Consider the following 20,075-nt stretch of genomic DNA (forward strand, 5'->3'; position numbering starts at 1 on the left):
AGAATGTCAGTCCATCCACACGGGTTTGCGCACTGTGCGGTGTGTCGGGCGAGTTACTCCTCGTCGATGAGTTGCCAGCGGCGGCGCGGCACGTACCGCAGGAACAGGTAGGTGACGGCTGCGCCGAGGAGGAAGCCGGGGATCGACCAGCGCCAGCCGAGGAGGGGCTTCTGTTCTGTGCGGAGGGTGGTGGCTGTCGGGGTGTCGTCGACGGCGGCTACCTCGGCTGGGGTTTGTGGGGCCGGCTGCGGCAGCGTGGTGGGGCCGCCAAAGGTGCCGCCGTCGGTGCTGTTGCCGCGCAGGCCCATCGTGTCCAGCAGTTCGGTCAGTCGGGCGCCATTGCTGGCGCGGTGCCAGGTCGGTTTGGCGGCCAGTCCGCCGGTGCCGTCGGCGTCTTCGGTGGTGGCGATCCACGGGCCGCCGGGAGCGTCGGGGTAGATCACGTCGAGTCGCCAGGGCGTCATGTCGTGGATCAGCCAGGTCGCCCGGACGAAGTTCCCGACGTCGTGCTGCTCGGGGTCCGTGCTGGACTGCGAGCTGAGGAGCGCCAGCAGTTCCTCGTACGTCGGGTCTTGGTAGCCGGCGGCAACCACTTTGCCGTTGTGGGGCGAGCTGAGCAGCACGCTGGTCGGGCCGCCGGCAGCGGCCGGCAGGACGCCGGTCCCGAGGATGCCCAGGGTGATCAGCAGGAAGGTACGGCGTACCCAATGCAACATGTCGCTCTCCTGTCAGCGGGCGAGCTCGACAGCGCGGTCCTGCTCCGGCACGCCTTCGAGCCGGAACGTCAGACCGTTCCGCACCCAGACCAGTGTCGGCCCCGCCACGCGGACTGTCTGCTCGACACCGGTCTTGTTCACCAGGACGAGCTCGTGCGGGGTGCTGAACCAGTAGCCGTCGATGGACGCCACATAGTCGATCTCTGTGTAGTACTTCTTGAAGTACATCGGCGAAGGCTCCGCCTCGAACTGCTCCAGCCGTACTCCGCCCCAGCTCATCGCGACGAACCCGCTCGACGCCTCCACGCCCGTCGGCTCGCCCAGCGCCGCCAGAGCCGTCGGAGTGAAGCCGGCGATCCGCGCCGCCTCCTCCACGCTCAAGCGACCAACGACAGCAGGAGGAGTCGGTGCACTCGTCGGCCCACTGGGGACGCGCACTGCCTGCACTCCCCCGATGTCGAGCCACTCGGCCACAGCAGCTCGCACTGGTGGCGTGACGAGCGCTCCTACCAACAGGACAGCCAGCAGCGCGACCAGCGAACGCCAGCGACTCCGCAACGCCTCGCCGAAGGTACGGCGTACAGGCGGCTCTGCTACTCGCTCCAGCACAGCAGCGGCCAAGGTCTGCGCGACAGGCGGCACGACAGCGCTCCTGCCGAGCCCCCGAAGCTCATTATCCAAAGCACTCATCGCTGCACCTCCCTGTCCGGTAGTTGCGTCCGTAGCCGACCAAGCGCCCGATGCAGCCGAGACTTCACCGTCCCCCGCGGCCAACCCAGCACTGTCGCCGTCTCCTGCTCGTCAAGCTCCAGCAGATACCGACACGTCACCACCAGCCGGTACTGCGCCGGCAGCCCCCGTACTGCGTCCAGCAACTCCCCACGACGCTCAGCAGCCACCGCCTCCTCCGCCGGATCAAACAACTCGTCCGGCAGTGCAGCCCACTCCTCCCGCCTCGCGCGCCGCCCCCGCACCCGCACCGCGTTGCGAGTCTCGTTGGCTACGATCCGCAGCAACCACGGCCGAAACGCAGCCCCCTCCCGAAACTCCCCCAACGCCCGGAAGGCCTTCACAAACGACTCCTGCACGACGTCATCCGCATCCGCCGCGGCCCCGAGGAACAGCGCAGTCCGCTTTGCCACCGAGGCATGCAGCACCACCAACTCGCCGTACGCGGCGGTCTCCCCACCACGCACCCGAGCCAGCACCGCCGCCTCGTCGATCCCGCTGATGCCAACCTCCCCTCCGCCCCGCACACCTTCACTACACCGCGGAACAACGACAGGTTCCACGCGCTGCAGCATTCGGTGGGTTGGAGTTGCTTCTACTGGCGGGGTTTGAGGCGTTTGGTGGGTGGGGCGGTCAGCGGGTCTTCCGGCCAGGGATGGCGGGGGTAGCGGGCGCGGAGGTCGGCACGGACCTGGGGGTAGCCCTGCTTCCAGAAGGAGGCGAGGTCGCTGGTGATCGCGACCGGGCGTCGGGCAGGCGAGAGCAGGTGCAGCACGACCGGTACGCGGCCGTCGGCGACCACCGGGGTTGTCGTCCAGCCGAAGACCTCCTGCAGCTTGACCGCGAGGACCGGCGGCTCGGCGCCGTCGTACGCGAGTCGCACCTGAGAGCCGGACGGTACTGCGAGACGTTCCGGCGCGAGTTCCCCGAATCGGGTCGCAGCCGGCCATGGCAGCAACCGCCGCAGCGCGGTCGCGACGTCGAGGTGCGCGAGATCGCGCGCACCACGGACGGAGGAGAGATCGAGCCAGTCATCGAGACTCGCCAGCAGCGCCGCGTCGTCGACCGCCGGCCATGGAGCCCCGAGGTGGGCGTGGCAGAACGCGAGCCGGTCACGCAACGCGCCGGCGGCCTCGGACCAACGCAGTACGCCGAGACCGCTGCGGCGCAGACCGTCTCTGACAGCCGCTTGGACGAGCAACGGGTCGGGCTTGGTCAGCGGTACGTCGGTGAGCACGATCGCCCCGAGTGTCTGCAGCCGTCGCGTCACGATCCGGCCGTCGTCCCAGCGGATCTGGTCGGAGAACGAGACCAGATCACCCGCGACATCACGCGCCGTCGCCTCGTCGATCGGCGCCGCCGAGCGGATCCGCGCATCGGCACGACCCGGGGCCCGATCGGCGACCGCGATCGCCAGCCAGGGCGTCGTCCTCAGCGGCGACTGCGGGTCGAGCGCGGCGCCGGTGCCACCCGACATCTGGTACGTCGCGGAGTCGGCCTCGCGAGCCCGCGCGATCCGATCCGGATACGCCAACCCGACCACGATGCCCGCGGCGAGGTCGTCCGGCACGCCTGCCCCATCACGTCCAGCCGGTACGCCCGACCCAGTTGCCGTTCCGCCACCAACCGTCCCCGGCGCCTGCCCGCCTTGCGCAGAAAGCCGATCCGCTGCACCACCAACCGCAGGCTCCGACCCACGTCCCAACCGCTTCGCTTCCTCCCGCCACCGAGCGGTGGCCCCGCGATCCACACCCCGCCGCAGCGCCCGCCACCGCGCAGGCAAATCATCACCGAAGTCCCGCCCGGAATCCTCCGACAACATCGCCACAATCTCCCGAGCCCGCTCAGCCCCAACCCGTGGCGTCCCATCCAGCAGCGCCCGAGCCAGCCGCGGATGCGCACCGATCGCCGCCATCCGCCGCCCCCGCTCAGTGATCCGGCCACCTTCATCAATCGCGTCCAACCGAAGCAGCAGCTCAACAGCCGCACTCATCGCCACCACCGGCGGCGCCTCCAGCAACGTCAGCCCATCACCACCCGGCGCACCCCAAGCAGCAAGATCCAGCGCAAACGCAGCCAGATCAGCAGTAGCGATCTCCGGAGCAGCATGATCGTCGAGATGCGCATGATCAGTCGCAGACCAGCACCGATAGACCCGCCCAGGCGCCTCCCGCCCGGCACGACCAGCCCGCTGATCAGCCGACGACTTCGACACCCGGCAAGTCACCAACGCACCAAGCCCGCGCGACTGATCGGTCCGAGGCTCACGAGCAAGCCCAGAATCAACAACAACCCGCACGCCCGGCACCGTCAGCGAACTCTCCGCCACCGACGTAGTGACCACGATCCGCCGAGCAGCCCCCGGCGCCAGCGCACGATCCTGCTCCGCCCGCGTCTGCCGCCCGAACAACGGCAACACGTTCAGCTCACCCAGCCGCCGCGCCACCCCATTGATCTCCGCCTCCCCCGGCACGAACACGAGAATGTCCCCAGCGTTCTCGTCCATCGCCCGCCGGACAACCGCGGCCACGTGATCCAGCAACCGCGGATCGACCCGCCCACCCGGCAGGATCGGCACCGGCACAGGCGGCGGCGCCCATTCGACCTGTACGTCGAACATCGCCGCCGACGCGGTCACCACCGGCGCCGGCTGCTCAGCCCCCAAGGCCCGACTCAACGTGACCGTGTCCGGGGTCGCCGAAGTCGCCACGATCGCGAGGTCCTCACGCAGGTTCGCCCGGATATCCACACAGAACGCGAGCAGCAGATCCGCGTCGAGATGCCGCTCGTGACACTCGTCGATCACCACCGCGGCGACGCCTGGCAACTCCGGGTTGCGCTGCAGACGCCGTACGAGCAAACCGGTCGTCACCACCTCGACCCGGACGCCCTTGCCGCCACTGCGCTCACCACGCATCGCATACCCGATGCGTTGACCGAGAGGTTCGCCGACCAGCATCGCAAGCCGACTCGCGGCGGCACGAGTGGCCATCCTGCGCGGCTCGGCGACCAGCACGGTCCCGCCGAGCGCGTCGGCGAGCGCGAGCGGCAGCAGCGAGGTCTTCCCCGATCCAGGCGGCGCGACCAGGACCGCCGTGCCGTACCGGCGTACGGCGTCAACGGTGGCCGGCAACACGGCACGAACCGGCAGATCAGCCCCGGGCACGGACGAATCAGGCAGCAACACGGGCAGATCAGGCAACGGCACGCCCCGACGCTAACCGACCGCCCGTCTTGAGCCTCACTGCCACCGCTGCTTCGTACTCCGCTGGTTGCTCACGGCCGCGCACCCGCTCACGTTCTGTCCGATCTGCGCACTGTCTCTACACCGCCACGGCCGTTCCGCTACCGAGCCGGTCCGATGTCATAAGGTCGAACTCGTGCCAGAAGTCGATGCTTCGTTCCTAGCCCTGCCCCGGTTCGAGTTGGCCAATGCCGCGTTGCGGCGGGCCGCCGATCTGGGGGCCACCTATGCCGAGTTCCGGCTCGAGCGGATCCGGGCGGAGGCGATCTCGCTCCGTGACGGCGTGCTGGAGAGCGCTCACGACGACGAGGACCTCGGGCTGGCGGTCCGGGTGATCCACGACGGCACCTGGGGTTTCGCCGCCGGGGTCGCGCTGACCACGGACGAGGCGGTCCGGGTGGCCGAGCAGGCAGTCCATCTCGCGCAGGTGTCGCGGCCGATCAACTCCGAGCCGATCGAGCTCGCCGACGAGCCGGTGTACGACGACGTCAGCTGGGTCTCGTCTTACCAGATCGACCCGCTGAGCCTGCCGCGCGCCGAGAAGGTCGCGCTGCTCACCGACTTCAGCAACCGGCTGCTCCAGACGCCCGGGGTCACACACGTGACCGCCCGTGTTGCCTCGATCAACGAGTGCAAGTTCTACGCGAACTCCGAGGGCACCGCCACCACCCAGCAGCGGATCCGGATCGGCCCGAAGATCCAGGCCACCGCGATCGATCCCGAGACCGGCCGCTTCGACACCATGGCCAGTTGCGCGCCGCCGGCCGGCCGCGGCTGGGAGTACATGACCGGTACCGGCTGGAACTGGGACGAGGAGCTCGCCCAGCTGCCCGGCTGGCTGGCCGAGAAGATGGCCGCCCCGAGCGTCGAGGCCGGCCAGTACGACCTGGTGATCGACCCGACCAACCTCTGGCTCACCATCCACGAGTCGATCGGTCACGCGACCGAACTGGACCGCGCCCTCGGCTACGAGGCCAACTACGCGGGCACCAGCTTCGCCACCCTCGACCAGCTCGGCAAGCTCGAGTACGGCTCCCCGGTCATGCACGTCACCGGCGACCGGACGGCCGAGAACGGCTTGTCCACCGTCGGGTACGACGACGAGGGCGTGGCCGGCCAGCAGTGGGATCTGGTCAAGGACGGCATCCTGGTCGGCTACCAGGTCGACCGCCGGATGGCGAAGGTGAACGAGGACGTGCTCGGCACCGATCGCTCCAACGGCTGCGCGTACGCCGACTCCTCCGGGCACATCCCGATCCAGCGGATGGCCAACGTGTCCCTGCAGCCCGCCGCGGACGGCCCCTCGACCGAGGAGCTGATCAGCAGGGTGCGGAACGGCATCTACATCGTCGGCGACAAGTCCTGGTCGATCGACATGCAGCGGTACAACTTCCAGTTCACCGGCCAGCGGTTCTACAAGATCACCGACGGCAAGCTGGACGGCCAGCTGCGCGACGTCGCCTACCAGGCGACCACCACCGACTTCTGGGGCTCGATGGAGGCCGTCGGCGGTCCTGACACCTACCTGCTCGGCGGCGCGCTCAACTGCGGCAAGGCCCAGCCCAGCCAGAGCGGCGCCGTCAGCCACGGCTGCCCGTCCGCCCTGTTCCGCGACGTCCGCATTCTCAACACCACGCAGGAGGCCGGCCGGTGACGATCGCCATTCAGCTCAGCCCGCAAGACACCGTCGAGCGCGGCCTGGACCTGGCTGCGGCCGCAGGCGCCACGGGTTGCGTCGTACTGGTCTCGGAGACCTCCAGTGCCAACCTGCGCTGGGCCAACAACACTCTGACCACCAACGGGGCCATGCGCGGCTCCCAGGTCACAGTGATCGCCACTGTCGGCGCAGGCGAAGGTACTGCGGCAGGCGTGGCCGGCCGGTCGTCCACCACCGACCAGAGCATCCAGCAGCTTGTCGAGGCCGCAGTGGCCGCTGCACGCGAGTCCAGCCCGGCCGAAGACGCCCAGCCGCTCGTGGAGGGCACTGTCGGCGAGGGCTGGGCGGAGGAGCCGGACGAAACCTCTGTCAACGTGTACGCCGACTTCGCCCCGGCACTCGGCGAAGCCTTCGCCCGGGCCGGCAAGGAGAGCCGCTGGCTCTACGGCTTCGCGGACCACGAAGTCACCACCCTGTACGTCGGATCCTCTACCGGACTCCGGTTGCGGCACAGCCTGCCCCGCGGCTTCGTCTCGGCGACCGGCAAGAGCGGCGACCTGAGCCAGTCGGCCTGGGTCGGCGCGGCCACAGCCGACTTCAGGGACGTCGACCCGCTCGCCATCGACACGGAGCTGACCCGCCGCCTCGGCTGGGCCACTCGCACGGTCTCGGTCGAAGCCGGCCGGCACCCGACCGTGCTCCCGCCTGCCGCGGTGGCTGACCTCGCGACCTTCTTGTTCTGGGAGCTGGACGGTCGCGACGCCTACGAGGGCCGCAACGTCTTCTCGAAGCCGTCAGGCGGCACCCGGGTCGGCGACGTACTGTCGCCGCATCCCGTCGTTCTGCGGTCGGATCCCAACCTGTCCGGCCTGGAGACCCTCCCGTTCGCGTCGGCGCGCAGCTCAGGTGGCACGTCCAGCGTCTTCGACAACGGTCTGTCCCTCAGCGCCACCGACTGGATCCGCGGTGGCAAGCTCGAGAACCTGATGCAGAGCCGCTTCACCGCCGGCCTCACCGGCGCCCCGGCGGTCACGCCGCTGGTCGACAACTACGTGCTGTCGGTGGACGGCGCGACCGGTACTACGGACGACCTGGTCGCCGGCCTGGATCACGGCCTGCTGCTCACCTGCCTGTGGTACATCCGCCCGGTCGACCAGCAGACCCTGCTGCTCACCGGGCTGACCCGCGACGGCGTCTACCTGGTCGAGAACGGCGAGGTGACCGGTGCCGTGAACAACTTCCGCTTCAACGAGAGCCCGGTCGACCTGCTGTCCCGGTTCACCGCGGCCGGCGCGACGGTGCCGTCACTGTCGCGCGAGTGGGGCGACGACACCACCCGTACTGCGACGCCGCCGCTGCTGGTACCGGACTTCAACATGTCCAGCGTCAGCCAGGCGTCCTGAGCCTCGCGGCAACGAGAAGGCCCGGCACCCCGTAGTACGGGATGCCGGGCCTCCATCACGGTGCCCCCACTGACCGGCGTCTCTCAACCAGGCTCGCGGGATCGCGTGGGGTGGATCAGGCCTGCGGGGCCGGCGGGTAGCCCGGGTAGCCCGGCTCGCCACCGGGACCGAAGCGCTCAGCAGCCTTCGGGTCCGGGCCGTACGCGTTGTCGCCGGCGTTGCCCTCCTGGGCAGCGAAGACGATGTAGACGATGAACCCGATGCAGGGCACCAGGTTGATCAGCAGCCACCAGCCGCTCCGGCCGGTGTCGTGCAGACGACGGATGCCGACGCCGATGGACGGCAGCAGCACGGCCAGCGAGTAGATGGTCGACAGCACACCGGAGGAGTTGCCGGAGCCGTAGGTCAGACCGAGGATCCGGTCCAGGATGCTGATGATGATGGAGATGATCACGCTGAAGAGCGTGAACATCCAGAACTCCTTGCGCCGGGCGCGGCCGCTGAACACGGCGTACTTCTTGATGACATCTGTGTACCACTGCATTGGTGTTTCTCCGATGGTCGAAGGTGAGACGCGGACCGAGCCTGTCGGAACCGAACGGATCAGTCAATCCAACTATTCGCATTGGTAACCACACCGCAACCTGCCGCGCCGTAGTTAGAGCCGACTTCAGGTTTTGAACGGGTGATCGGAGCCTGCTTCAGGTTGCGGGCGCGGGTTTCGCTTGGGTAACGCGCCACAGACTGTGGCCGTTCTCCTGATAGGCGTCGGCGGCACCGAGTTCCCATCGTTCGGCCAGTTCGTGCACCAGGTCGAGATCGAAGAACCGGCCGGCGAACCCGTCCTTGGCGTACAGGCCGTCACCGATGTCGGCGCACTTGCCGAAACAGCTGTCGCCGGTCGACCAGACGGTGTAGACGAAAAGCCCGCCCGGCCGCAGGACCCGGCGAATCTCGTTGACCAGGGCCCGTAGTTCGGTGCGCGACAAGGCCATGTTCAGCAGCACGTTGGCGTACACCGCGCCGACGGTGGCGTCGGCCGGTGGCAGCGGATCGCGGACGTCGTGCAACGCCGCGGTGACCCGGTCGTCCAGTCCCTCGCGCTGCGCTTCCAGCCGGAGCCGGTTCAGCGCGGATCCGCTGAAGTCGGTGGCGTGCACGCTGAATCCCTGCCTGGCAAGGTAGAACGCGTCCCGGCCCTGGCCGGCGCCCAGCTCCAGCACGTCATCGATGCCCGCGGCACCGAACAGCTTCGCCGTCCAGCGGGCCGCCGCCGACGGCGCGGTCCCGTGCAGGCTCGAATGCTGCTCGTAGGCGGTCTGCCATCGCTCCTGCTGAGCCCTTGCGAGCTCGACATACCCAGTCTTCATCTTGCTCCCCGTGGTCGCCTCGCCGGTCTGTTCGAACGGCAGACCCGCAGCAGCCTACGCGACGAACTTGAGTAGACGTACTCAAGCGCCCCCGCGTTCCACCTGGCGATAGTGAGGGTGACCGTCGAGGAGGACGCCAGATGAACGCCCAGCCCACTGACCTGCAGTGTCCCGTCTGCCGCACCGCGCTTCATGTGGACGTCCAGCTGACCGCGGTACCGTCACCCGTAGTACCGCGACCGGCACAGCAAGTTCCGCCGGCGTTTCCGCCTCTGGTGACCCCAAGGCCTGCTACACAAGGAAATTACCCGGCCCCGCCGCCGCGGGCAGTCCCGCCGCAGCCGCGGCCTCGCCCACCGCAGCAGATCCGGTTGCCTGCCTATCAGAGCTCACTGCGCCAACCGCCGGAACCGAAGGTCCGCCGCCAACGCCGACGCTTGAGCCCGCAGGCAACTCTGCTGAGCCTGGGCGTCCTGCTCCTGCTCGCAGCCGGCGTCACCTTCCTCGCCGTCACCTGGGACAGCCTCCCGGTCGCCGTCCAGGCATCGATCATTGCCACCCTGGCTGCCCTCTCGATGGCTTCCTCGGTCCTTGCCGCACGCCACAAACTCGCCGGTACTGCGGAAGCCCTCGCCATCCTCGGCAGCGGCCTGCTCACCGTCGACCTGTACGGCGCCCGCGCCCTCGGCCTGATCGGCCCCGACACCGTTGACGGCTTCACCTATTTCGGCCTCGCCGCCGCAGTAGTTGCCGCGACCAACCTCCTGCTGTCACGCATCGCGCCTACCGTGATCACCTACGGTGTCGCCGCCGTGATCATCGGCCAACTCGCGCTGCCCTTCCTGCTCGCCGATCGGGTGCCGCTGGCCCCTTTCCTGTTCGCTTTGCTGGTCCAGGTCGCAATCACCCTGATCTGGTCGACCAAGGGCACCAAGGTCATCCGCGGCACCGGCGCGATCTGCTCGGCACTCGTCTTCTGGGCCCTGATGATCACCGGCTGCGTCCGCGTCTTCCTCAGCCTGGTCGCGCACTACTCGACCCGAACTCGCCCAGCGCTCAACGACCTCCTGGACGGTTCGGCGACAGCCCTCGCCCCGGTCCTGGCGACCACCGCAGTCCTCTGCCTCGCCGCAGTCACCGGCATCACCTTGGTCCGCAAGGTCTCCCTCCCCCGCACGCTCCCACCCGCTCTCGCCGAAGCCACCTGTACCGCGGCCGCCGCCTTCGCCGTCGCGACCTGTCTCCCCCAACTCCCCACAGCCGGCCGCTGGCTGGACACGGCCCTCGCCACAGCCCTCGCGCTCATCGCGCTGCTGATGGCCAAGCGGAGCGGAGTACGGGCTGCTGTTGGTTGGACGGCCACCGCTGTAGTTGCCATGGTCAACCTCTTGTTCTGCGCCCTGACCCAGGACGTCGTGCAACTCGGCCTGGTCTCGGCAGCAGTCTCCGCACTGGCCCTGGTAGCCGCCTGGCGCAAACACCTCCAGCCCACTACAGCCGCCCTGATCGCAAGCCCCGCGGCCCAGCTAGCAGTCCTCCTGGTCACCTACGACGCCTTCTTCACCCTCTGGACCGGCGCCATCACCCTCGCCCTCATCGGCGCCCTCTCCATCGCCGCCGCCTGCCTGGTCAACAACCCACCCCTGGAACGCGTCCTGCTGACCTGCGCCGCAACCGCCACCCTGCTGGCCGAATCCATCGCCCTGATCGACCTCAGCGAAACCCTCTCCGGCATCGTCCTCACCATCGCCGCCGCCCCCTTAGTTGCCTACGGCATGCGCCCCACCCGCCGCCAGGCCCTCCTGGTAGCCGGCGCCCTCCTGATCCTCGCCAACACAGCCTTCGTCCTGGGCACCGGCGCCACCACCATCGAATGGTTCACCCTCCCGCCCGCCGCCGTCCTCCTGGCCATCGGCACCTACGCCTACCGCACCCAACCCAGCTGGATCTTCCTTGGCCCCGGCCTGCTCCTCGGCCTCGTCCCTTCCGCACTAATTGCCAACAGCAACGACGACTACCTCCGCACCACTTTCGTCGTAGCCGCCGCCCTCGCAGTAATCCTGCTAGGCACCCGCCTCTCCCTTCAATCCCCCTTCGTCATCGGCGCCGCAGTCCTCCTCAAAATCACCCTCTGGCAATTCCTCGAAGTAGCCCCACTAATCCCCCGCTGGATCACCCTCGCCACCGCCGGCCTGATCCTCCTGACCGTAGGCGCCACGTACGAACGCCGCCTCCAAAACGCCAAATCCGCAGCCCGCTGGCTCACCGCCCTGCGCTGACGATTCCCACCCGCCACTCCGGGTAGGGCTGCAGCAGACGCAGCCCTACCCAATACTGGGAACCGACGTACAACAGCACCGCCGGGGGGCGTATGGCCAACCGCGAGGATTTGGACTCGTCCGACGCCGTTGTGCTGACCCATGCACTCGAAAAGCTCCGGGCGCGGGACGGTCTGGTCCTGGAACGCCTGCAGATCACCACCAGACGGAGCGACGTCGCACCTCTCCTGCGGCTCCCCCTGGTGCAGAACTTCGCCAGTGTGCAAGACATTGATCTCGCGCTGGCAGCGGTGCAGGTGGTGGCCCAATGCGTCCGCGACACCACCGACGGGACCTATCAGATAGTCGCCGACGCCATCCTCGCCCTCGGTGTACTGGAAGACGCCTACGCCCAGCACGGCCTGGACGACAAGGTCATTCAAGCGCTTCGCGCAGCTTCGCTGGGCCGGCGTCGAGCCACCCTCCTGAGTCACTGGCGCAACCTGCACCTGGCGATGGGCCTGGCTCCGGACCATGCTCCGAGTGACCGCACCTTGCGCGGCACCATCGAGTCCGACGTACTACGTCAGCTGGCACGGCAACTCCTCCAGCCCGGAGACGATCTCATCGCAGTACCGACTACGGCGGAGGCAGGCAGGTCGGCAGGCCACCAGCAGACCCCACCCGCCGGCCGGGTGATCGTCATCGGCGGAGCGGTGATGGACGTGATCTTCCGGACCAAACTGATACCCCAGCACGAGACGTCAACGCTCGCGGACGACTGCCTGCTCACCCCAGGCGGCAAAGGCGTCAGCCAGGCCGTCGCCGCAGCCAGGCTCGGCCTCAAGGTCAGCCTCGTCGCCGCGCTGGGCGACGATCAGTTCGGCCAGGAGATCGTCGAGCACCTCCGCACCGAGAACGTGGACACGTCGCTGCTCAAGATCGTCCGCGGTGCTCGGACACCGATCACCGGAGTCTTCGAACTGCGCCTCGGCGACAGCATCGCGGCGGTCTGGCGCAACGACAAGGTGATCAACCTGAGCGTGCGGGACGTCGACCTGCTCTCCCGCCAGATCGCCGACTGCGACGCGGTACTGCTCACCTTCGAGGTACCCCGCGAGACCTTCCAGCGCGCCGTGGACCTGGCACACCCGGACGAGGACTTCCGGCCGTTCGTGATCGTGACCCCCGGCCAGCCGTACCCCGACGGTGGAATCTCACGACTCGCGCTGTCGCAGATCGACTATCTGGTCGCCCACGCCTGGGAGCTGGAGCGCTACGTCCCGAGCCACCATGACCGGTTCGATCCGGACCGGGTCGGCGATCACCTTCTCGAGCGAGGTGTGGGCACGGTCTGCCTGCTCGGCTACGGCGGCGGCCTCATCTACTCCCACACCACCCGGATCAACCGACTGCCGACGGTCTCGTCCCCCTTCAAGGAGTCGGCCACAACTCGCGACGCCTTCTGTGCCGCCCTGGCCACGAAACTGATCGACGACGGCGCCTTCACCGAAGGCGGCGCGCGATGGGTCGCCGCTGCGATGGAGTGCGCCGCCGAGGATCACACCCACGCGACGACGATGCCCGATCGCGAGCGGATCGAACGCAAACTGCGCAACGCGCGGCCCAACAGCCACTGAAATACCGTTTGGCAGCCGACCGCGCCGTACACCGGGGAATTGCTGCCATTTGGCAGTTCCGCGTTCCATTTGGCAGCTCGATCACTGCCAATAAACCGGATTGACAGGCAATTGCCATGCGCTTCACTGAGAGCAAAGCAGGACAGGGCGGTGCCGCGATCAATCTATCGCACTCCGCCAAGAATGCAAGACCACTTCGCCGCAACCCTGGAAGTGAGTGATCCCGATGACCGAGAACCAAGCGCTGGTACTGATTCTGATCGGAACCCTGGCCATCGTCCTTTACGGGTTCTGGAAGCAGGTGCTCTTCCTGCTCTTCATGACGGTGATCGTCATCTTCGGCCTCGGTGTCTACAGCTTCACGGTCAGCCTGGCGAACTGAGTTGGCGACAAAGTCAACGACGGAGTCTTCGTTGCTCGTCGAGCGACACGGACTCCGTCTCCCCCTTGATCCGGCTGCAGAAGATCGCGGAGTCCAGCAGCGTGGTCCGACTCTGCTCGACCCGGGCACCGGTGGACAACCGGACCTTGGTCAGGTTGGCCGTGCCGTAGTCCTCCCGCAGCCTGCGCGGGCTGACATAGCGTCCATCGAGGTAGAGGTAAGGCCGCGGACCGATCGACATCCAGCGTTGCCAGTTAGCTGCCCGGTAACTCGAACCAGTGAATCCCAGGTTCGGATCGACAGCCGTCGTCAGCAACTCGACCTGCGGCTCGCTCTGCCGGATGGCGTTACGCACCTTGGCCAGCAAGAAGGAAATCGCGTTGGTCGGCGCGACGTCGAACGAGTACACCCTGGAGACGTCCCAGGCCCGCTCCCGCGGTACGCCGAACTGGCTACTCAACTGCCGGGCGACGAGAGCCCACTCGAGCGGGGAAACGCTGCACAAAGTCACCGGCAATCCGCGCATCGGGTCGACCAGCGCGTAATTCCTCGAGCCGGCCCGAGCGCTCCGCAGATAATGCAAGTGTTTGAAGATCCGGGCGGCGTTCCGATCGTCGTACTCGACGAATCGCAGATCCTGCAGCTCGAATCTGTCGGCCGAGATCAGATCGGCGATCCCCGCCTGATCCGCGCGGAGCCCGACCGCACAATTACGTAGTTCGGCATCAACCTGCCGGCGGTGCACAGAACCGTTGTGCGCGGCAACGCGTGGCAGATGCAACAAGGTCCGTACCGCGAGCGCTCGCGGCTCGACCTGATGTCTGGCTGCCGATCCCGCAACCAATGCGGCCAAAAGGGAATCAGCGCCGCGACATTCGTCGAGCCGAAATCTCGACGGCGGTCTGATGGTCAAATCGGTGCTGACGGCAAGGGCGCACAATCGCCCGCCTCCTGTCTTGCTGTGGGCATCGAAGGCCCGGAAACCGATGGTACGAGTGAGAACTTCTGGTCGCCGCGGAGTTCGGCGTGCCGGTCAGCGCGCGACGGCGCGCGCGGCCAGGTTCTGCTTGAGAATGATCAGGCGTTCGTACACGAGATCATCGACCAACTCAGACGGCTTCAGCCGGATGCGTGCGCGATAGTCGACGTCCAGACGGATCTGCAGCTCGTCATGCGGCCCGTGCAGTACTTCATGCTGTCGCAGTGCGTCCGATTGATCGCCGGTCAGGTCAACCACCAGGCGACTGGAATCGCTCTCGCGCCCGACCTCGATCCAGCAGTGCCGTCCCAGCACGATCGATTCGTCCTGCCCCACGGAATACACGTCGCCATAGCAGTACGTGACGTGTCGAACGAGCCGGGCTTCCAGCTTCTCGGCCAGCCAAGCCGAGCTGACTCCGCATTGACCACGTGACGTCGGGACACCCGGACCAGCCGGCTCGAGGAAGCTCTCATGACAGGTCCGCTCGGACCATCCGCCCTGGAGAACCTGTCGATAGCCTTCGAGGTCACTGATCCAAGCCTGGTCCGGCTCGCGCCGCGATCTGAGGGTGGTGAGCCGCTGGAGATTTGGACGGCTCAAGATGCCGGGCAATGGCACTGGTTGACACTTTCTGTCGGCCCACCGAGCAGGCGTTCGGCAGGAGTACGCGCCACGAGAGTGTGGCGAGCGCCACACTCTAGACCAAGCCCGGGGTGCGACTCTCAGCGACCCGCCGCTTACTCCTTCAGTCGCCGTAGGGCGTGCGCGTCAGCGTGAAGGTCGCCAGGTCCAGGTGCATAATTGCCTCGCCGTCGCGCACTACCTGCAGCTTCTCTCCCGCGAAATAACCGTCGCGGCCGCGGTACAAATCCGACCCAAGCGGCGAGAAGCGCGAAGTCATTGCACCGGACAGCTGCAGGATCCCGCCGCACACCGACATCGTCATCGGCGTGTTGCCCCAGTACCAATGTCCGAGCAACTCCTCGCCCTGGGCGAGCTCCGGCTCGGGCTCCCACTCCATCGGCAGCGGTGGCTCGTACGACGCAAGCGTTCGCATCAGATCGAGTGGCACCGACGCGCACTTCCCGTACGTCGCATTGCCCAGCGTCACGGCGCCGATCCGTCGGGCCCGATCGACAAATAATCCAGCCAGGAAGCCAGGCATGGAGCCCGTGTGGCCGATGAACAGATGCGGGTCGTCGGCATGCAAACGCAACCCAAGCCCGTACGCCGCAGCCAAGGCCTCACGTGGGTCGGTTGCAACAGGTGCGGCCATCTCGTCGACCGTGTCGCGACTCAGAACCTCGTAGCCAGGGTCGATCCAGAACGCGGCGTACTTCGCGAGATCCTCGATCGTGCTCCACAGTTGCCCAGCCGGCGCCATCGCACCCGCGTCATAAGCCGGCTCGGCCGACAGCCGGCCACTGAAGGGATGCACCGAAAACCCTTGCGCAGCAGGCCGCACCGGGAAGTACGTCGTACGCCGCATCTCCAGCGGGTCGAGGATTCGCGACGCCACCAGCTCCATCCACGCAGCGCCACGCAACCGAGCAGCGATCTCGCCCAGCAGTGCGTAGCCGAGGTTGGAGTAGTGGTGTCGGCGGTCGGGTTTGCCGGCTGCCTGCGACTCGTCCATCGCGGCGGTCAGCGTCTCGAAGGACACCCCGGGGTTGCGTTCCCACCAAGCACCGGCCGGCTCGGCGTTCATGCCGCCGGAGTGCGCCAGCAGGTGCCGGACGGTGAGGTCGCCGAACGCGACCCCGGGCAGGTGCTTGCCCACGGCATCGTTCAGCGACAGCAGGCCGTCGTCGCGGCACTGCATGATCAGTACCGCGGTCAGCGTCTTGGTGATCGACCCGATCCGGTACTGCACGTCCGCACCGGGCGCGAGCCCTTGCCCATCAGCGATCCGGCCCCTCGACCCGGTCCACGCCAGCTTGCCGTCCTGCAGCACGCCGGCGTTGATCGAGGGCAACTTCCACTCACTCTGGGCTGCCGCGACGTCAGCATAAAGAGCCGCGGCAGTGTCAGGGCGCAAAGTCACTCAAAGGCCTCCGGGGAAGGGCACGAGCAGATCAGGTTGCGGTCGCCGTACGCGCCGTCGATGCGGCGCACCGGCGGCCAGTACTTCGTGGTGCGGTCGACCGACTGCGGGAACGCGGCCTCCTCGCGGGTGTAGGCGTGCTCCCACTTGTCGTTGATCACCGACGACGCGGTGTGCGGCGCGTTCACCAGCGGGTTGTCGCCGGCCGGCCACTCCCCCGCCGCGACCCGGTCGATCTCGTGCTTGATCGCGATCATCGCGTCGCAGAAACGATCGAGTTCCCCGAGATCTTCGGATTCCGTCGGCTCGACCATCAGCGTGCCGGCCACCGGGAACGACATCGTCGGCGCGTGGAAGCCGTAGTCGACCAGCCGCTTCGCGACGTCGTCGACGGTGATGCCGGTCTCCTTGGTCATCGGCCGCAGGTCCAGGATGCACTCGTGCGCGACCAGCCCGTTCTCGCCGGTGTAGAGCACCGGGAAGGCGTTCTCGAGCCGCTTCGCGACGTAGTTGGCGGTCAGTACGGCCGCCTTGGTCGCCGAGGTCAGACCTTCGGCGCCCATCATCCGGATGTACGCCCAGGAGATCGCCAGTACGCCGGCCGAGCCGAACGGCGCCGCGCTGATCGGGCCGACACCCGACTCCGGGCCGGCCTGATCGAGCAGCGGGTGGTTCGGCAGGTACGGCGCCAAGTGCGCGGCCACCGCGACCGGACCGACACCCGGGCCGCCGCCGCCGTGCGGGATGCAGAACGTCTTGTGCAGGTTCAGGTGGCTGACGTCGCCGCCGAACTCGCCGGGCTTGGCCAGCCCGAGCAGCGCGTTCAGGTTCGCGCCGTCGACGTACACCTGGCCACCGTGGTCGTGGACGATCTGGCAGACCTCGGTCACGCTCTCCTCGTACACGCCGTGCGTGGACGGGTAGGTGATCATGATCGCGGCCAGCTTCTCCGCGTGCTCATCAGCCTTGGCCCGCAGGTCGTTCAGGTCGATCGTGCCGTCGTCGTTGCCCTTGACAACGACAACCTTCATGCCGGCCATCACCGCGGAGGCGGCGTTGGTGCCGTGCGCGCTGGCCGGGATCAGGCAGACGTTGCGGCCTTCGTTGCCCTGGGCCCGGTGGTAGCCGCGGATCGCGAGCAGTCCGGCGAGCTCACCCTGGGAGCCGGCGTTCGGCTGGATCGAGACCTTCGCGTAGCCGGTCACCTCGGCCAGCCAGCGCTCCAGCTGCCCGATCAGCTTCACGTACCCGGCGGCGTCCTCGATCGGCGCCAGCGGGTGCATGTCGGCGAACTCGGGCCAGGTGACGGCCTCCATCTCGGTGGTCGCGTTCAGCTTCATCGTGCAGGAGCCGAGCGGGATCATGCCGCGGTCGAGCGCGTAGTCGTAGTCCGACAGCTTGCGCAGGTAGCGCAGCATCGCGGTCTCGGACCGGTGCGTGTTGAAGACCGGGTGCGTCAGGTACTCCGAAGTACGGGTGACGGCCTCGGTCAGGTTGCTCCCGCCCAGCGCCGCGTCGTACGTGACACCGAAGGAGCGGCACACGCCGACCAGCGCCGAGGCGTCGGTCTTCTCGTCGCAGGAGATGCCGACGTGGTCCGCGTCGACCTGGCGCAGCCAGATGCCGGTCTGGCGGGCGTTGTCCACGACGTCGGCCGCGCGACCCGGCACGCGAGCGAGCACGGTGTCGAAGAACTGGTCGTGCACGACCTCGACGCCACCGGCCTTGAGCGAGGCGGCCAGGCTCTCCGCGTTGCGGTGCACGCGCTCGGCGATCGCCTTCAGACCCTCGGGACCGTGGTAGACGGCGTACATCGAAGCGACGACGGCGAGCAGCACCTGCGCCGTACAGATGTTGGACGTCGCCTTCTCGCGACGGATGTGCTGCTCACGGGTCTGCAGCGCCAGCCGGTACGCCGGTGCGCCGTCCGCGTCGACCGAGACACCGACCAGGCGACCCGGCAGGGAGCGCTCCAGGCCGGCGCGAACCGACATGAAGCCGGCGTGCGGGCCACCGTAGAAGAGCGGGACGCCGAAGCGCTGGGAGGAGCCGATCACGATGTCGGCGCCCGCCTCGCCCGGCGCCTCGAGCAGCGTCAGGGCGAGCAGGTCGGAGGCGACCGCGACCAGAGTCTCGCGCTCGTGAGCAGCGGCGATCAGCGGCTTCAGGTCGCGGACGACACCGCCGGAGCCGGGGTACTGGATCAGGAAGCCGAAGAAGTCGCCGTCGGGCAGGCCACCGGTGGTGTCGGCAACAACGACCTCGATGCCGAGCGCCTCCGCGCGGGTCTCGACCACGGCGATCGTCTGCGCGAAGGTGTCCGCGTCGACCAGGAAGCGGTTGCTCTTGCTTTTGCGGTTGGAGCGGTGCGCCAGCGTCATCGCCTCGGCGGCGGCGGTGCCCTCGTCCAGCAGCGACGCGTTCGCGGTCGGCAGGCCGGTCAGGTCGGAGACGACGGTCTGGAAGTTCAGCAGCGCCTCGAGGCGGCCCTGGGAGATCTCCGGCTGGTACGGCGTGTAGGCGGTGTACCAGGCCGGGTTCTCGACCAGCCGGCGGACGATCACCGAGGGGGTGAAGGTGCCGTAGTACCCCTGGCCGATCATCGAGGTGGCGACGTTGTTGCGCGCGGCGAGCTGACGCAGCTCGGTCAGCGCGTCGACCTCGGAGGCCGGCTCCGGCAACCGGAGCGGCTCGGTCGAGCGGATCGACGCCGGCACCGCGGCGTCCACCAGCGCGTCGACATCGGCGTACCCGAGGGCTTCGACCATCCGGGCGATCTCGCTGGATCGCGGCCCGATGTGACGGTCGGCGAAGACGGCCGACACCTGAGGAGTGGGATCAGTCATTGAAGAGGCTCCGTTGCTGACTATTGCCGGTGGCCTCCCCCTCTGTCACGCACGCACGCTTCAGAGTCGCCTAAGGCACTCGGTCCAGGGGCCTGAGAGGTTCCGGGGAGGAATTGCCCCTTCGGCGCCCGACCAAACAGCTCGGTCGAGACTCTCCCGAGTGCTGTGTACGGCTGAGGTAGAGCGTACCTCAGCCGGTCATCCGGGCCCGGCGACGGGCAGCGAGCTCGTCGTTGGCGTGTGAGCCGGACTCGCCTTCGTGGGCGTCGAGACGCTCGGTCGGCAGCTCGGACAGCGAACCCTCGACCTCCCGCCAGACTCCACCGAGGGCGATCCCAAAGACTCCCTGGCCGCCGGCCAGTAAGTCGATCACCTCGTCGGGCGAGGTGCACATGTAGACCGAGGCGCCGTCGCTCATCAGCGTGATCTGGGTCAGGTCATCGATTCCACGTTTGCTCAGGTGGGCAATGGCACTGCGGATCTGCTGCAGCGAGATGCCCGCGTCGAGCAGCCGCTTGATCACCTTGAGCAACAGCACGTCGCGGAAGCCGTACAGCCGCTGGGTGCCGGAGCCGGTGGCCGGGCGCACGGACGGGGAAACCAGTCCGGTGCGGGCCCAGTAGTCGAGCTGACGGTACGTAATGCCCGCCGCGGAGCACGCGGTCGGGCCGCGGAAACCGACGTCATCGGGCATCGGCGACAGATCGTCGTCGAAGAGCAGACCCTGTACGCCGGCGCTGGCGGCCGCCTCGGCGTGTGCTTCGGACGTCGACTGCGCCGTCAGATCAGTGTCGCCGGTGCGTG

General features: G+C 67.9%; 16 protein-coding genes and 1 riboswitch. Of the genes, 5 read left to right on the forward strand and 11 right to left on the reverse strand.

Going from position 1 to position 20,075, the window contains the following annotated elements; translation table 11 throughout:
* Positions 1 to 53: 53 nt before the first annotated feature.
* The 4 genes from AB0P21_RS03765 to hrpB form a co-directional block, all read right to left on the reverse strand.
* Positions 54 to 716, reverse strand: coding sequence for a hypothetical protein (locus tag AB0P21_RS03765; RefSeq protein ID WP_363693523.1), 663 nt, complete (start codon positions 714 to 716; stop codon positions 54 to 56).
* Positions 717 to 728: 12 nt separating this feature from the next.
* Positions 729 to 1,406 (reverse strand): hypothetical protein, encoded by a 678-nt coding sequence (locus AB0P21_RS03770; RefSeq protein WP_363693524.1) that lies wholly within the window; start codon positions 1,404 to 1,406, stop codon positions 729 to 731.
* Positions 1,403 to 1,972, reverse strand: a complete 570-nt coding sequence (locus AB0P21_RS03775; RefSeq protein ID WP_363693525.1) for a sigma-70 family RNA polymerase sigma factor — start codon at positions 1,970 to 1,972, stop codon at positions 1,403 to 1,405. Before AB0P21_RS03775 ends, AB0P21_RS03770 begins: the two co-directional genes overlap by 4 nt.
* Positions 1,973 to 2,040: 68 nt before the next feature.
* Positions 2,041 to 4,653 carry an ATP-dependent helicase HrpB gene (gene hrpB, locus AB0P21_RS03780; protein WP_363693526.1) on the reverse strand — a complete coding sequence of 871 codons (2,613 nt, stop codon included), beginning with the start codon at positions 4,651 to 4,653 and terminating at the stop codon, positions 2,041 to 2,043.
* A gap of 172 nt (positions 4,654 to 4,825) precedes the next feature.
* Here hrpB and AB0P21_RS03785 point away from each other — a divergent pair, with 172 nt between their 5' ends.
* Both AB0P21_RS03785 and AB0P21_RS03790 read left to right on the forward strand, forming a co-directional pair.
* Positions 4,826 to 6,343, forward strand: a complete 1,518-nt coding sequence (locus tag AB0P21_RS03785; protein ID WP_363693527.1) for a TldD/PmbA family protein — start codon at positions 4,826 to 4,828, stop codon at positions 6,341 to 6,343.
* Entirely contained in the window at positions 6,340 to 7,749 is a 1,410-nt protein-coding gene (locus AB0P21_RS03790) for a metallopeptidase TldD-related protein (protein ID WP_363693528.1), read from the forward strand. Before AB0P21_RS03785 ends, AB0P21_RS03790 begins: the two co-directional genes overlap by 4 nt.
* Positions 7,750 to 7,864: 115 nt before the next feature.
* Here AB0P21_RS03790 and AB0P21_RS03795 read toward each other — a convergent pair whose 3' ends face one another.
* Both AB0P21_RS03795 and AB0P21_RS03800 read right to left on the reverse strand, forming a co-directional pair.
* Positions 7,865 to 8,293: a DUF805 domain-containing protein gene (locus AB0P21_RS03795; protein WP_363693529.1), complete on the reverse strand. Its 429-nt coding sequence runs from the start codon at positions 8,291 to 8,293 to the stop codon at positions 7,865 to 7,867.
* 157 nt (positions 8,294 to 8,450) lie between these two features.
* A complete protein-coding gene (locus AB0P21_RS03800; RefSeq protein ID WP_363693530.1) occupies positions 8,451 to 9,119 on the reverse strand; it encodes a class I SAM-dependent methyltransferase in 669 nt (222 codons plus the stop codon).
* A 371-nt stretch (positions 9,120 to 9,490) separates the two neighbouring features.
* On the opposite strand from AB0P21_RS03800, the gene AB0P21_RS03805 reads away from it, so the two are divergent.
* From AB0P21_RS03805 to AB0P21_RS03815, 3 genes are all read left to right on the forward strand, one after another.
* A complete protein-coding gene (locus AB0P21_RS03805; RefSeq protein WP_363693531.1) occupies positions 9,491 to 11,398 on the forward strand; it encodes a hypothetical protein in 1,908 nt (635 codons plus the stop codon).
* Positions 11,399 to 11,490: 92 nt separating this feature from the next.
* Positions 11,491 to 13,017, forward strand: a complete 1,527-nt coding sequence (locus AB0P21_RS03810) for a PfkB family carbohydrate kinase (protein ID WP_363693532.1) — start codon at positions 11,491 to 11,493, stop codon at positions 13,015 to 13,017.
* Between the two features lie 226 nt (positions 13,018 to 13,243).
* A complete protein-coding gene (locus AB0P21_RS03815) occupies positions 13,244 to 13,399 on the forward strand; it encodes a hypothetical protein (protein ID WP_363693533.1) in 156 nt (51 codons plus the stop codon).
* A gap of 13 nt (positions 13,400 to 13,412) precedes the next feature.
* Here AB0P21_RS03815 and AB0P21_RS03820 read toward each other — a convergent pair whose 3' ends face one another.
* From AB0P21_RS03820 to AB0P21_RS03840, 5 genes are all read right to left on the reverse strand, one after another.
* Positions 13,413 to 14,144: a hypothetical protein gene (locus AB0P21_RS03820; RefSeq protein WP_363693534.1), complete on the reverse strand. Its 732-nt coding sequence runs from the start codon at positions 14,142 to 14,144 to the stop codon at positions 13,413 to 13,415.
* Between the two features lie 288 nt (positions 14,145 to 14,432).
* The gene (locus AB0P21_RS03825) at positions 14,433 to 14,999 is read right to left on the reverse strand and encodes a hypothetical protein (protein WP_363693535.1); all 567 of its coding nucleotides are present in this window, start codon (positions 14,997 to 14,999) and stop codon (positions 14,433 to 14,435) included.
* A 127-nt stretch (positions 15,000 to 15,126) separates the two neighbouring features.
* The gene (locus AB0P21_RS03830; RefSeq protein WP_363693536.1) at positions 15,127 to 16,425 is read right to left on the reverse strand and encodes a serine hydrolase domain-containing protein; all 1,299 of its coding nucleotides are present in this window, start codon (positions 16,423 to 16,425) and stop codon (positions 15,127 to 15,129) included.
* Entirely contained in the window at positions 16,422 to 19,271 is a 2,850-nt protein-coding gene (gene gcvP / locus AB0P21_RS03835; protein ID WP_363693537.1) for an aminomethyl-transferring glycine dehydrogenase, read from the reverse strand. The genes AB0P21_RS03830 and gcvP overlap by 4 nt, the downstream gene beginning before the upstream one ends.
* Before the next feature lie 70 nt (positions 19,272 to 19,341).
* Positions 19,342 to 19,440, reverse strand: a riboswitch (glycine riboswitch).
* A gap of 21 nt (positions 19,441 to 19,461) precedes the next feature.
* Positions 19,462 to 19,965: a MerR family transcriptional regulator gene (locus AB0P21_RS03840; protein ID WP_363694414.1), complete on the reverse strand. Its 504-nt coding sequence runs from the start codon at positions 19,963 to 19,965 to the stop codon at positions 19,462 to 19,464.
* Positions 19,966 to 20,075: the final 110 nt, after the last annotated feature.

Source organism: Kribbella sp. NPDC056861 (genome assembly GCF_040687575.1).
In the GTDB taxonomy this organism is placed as follows: Bacteria; Actinomycetota; Actinomycetes; order Propionibacteriales; family Kribbellaceae; genus Kribbella.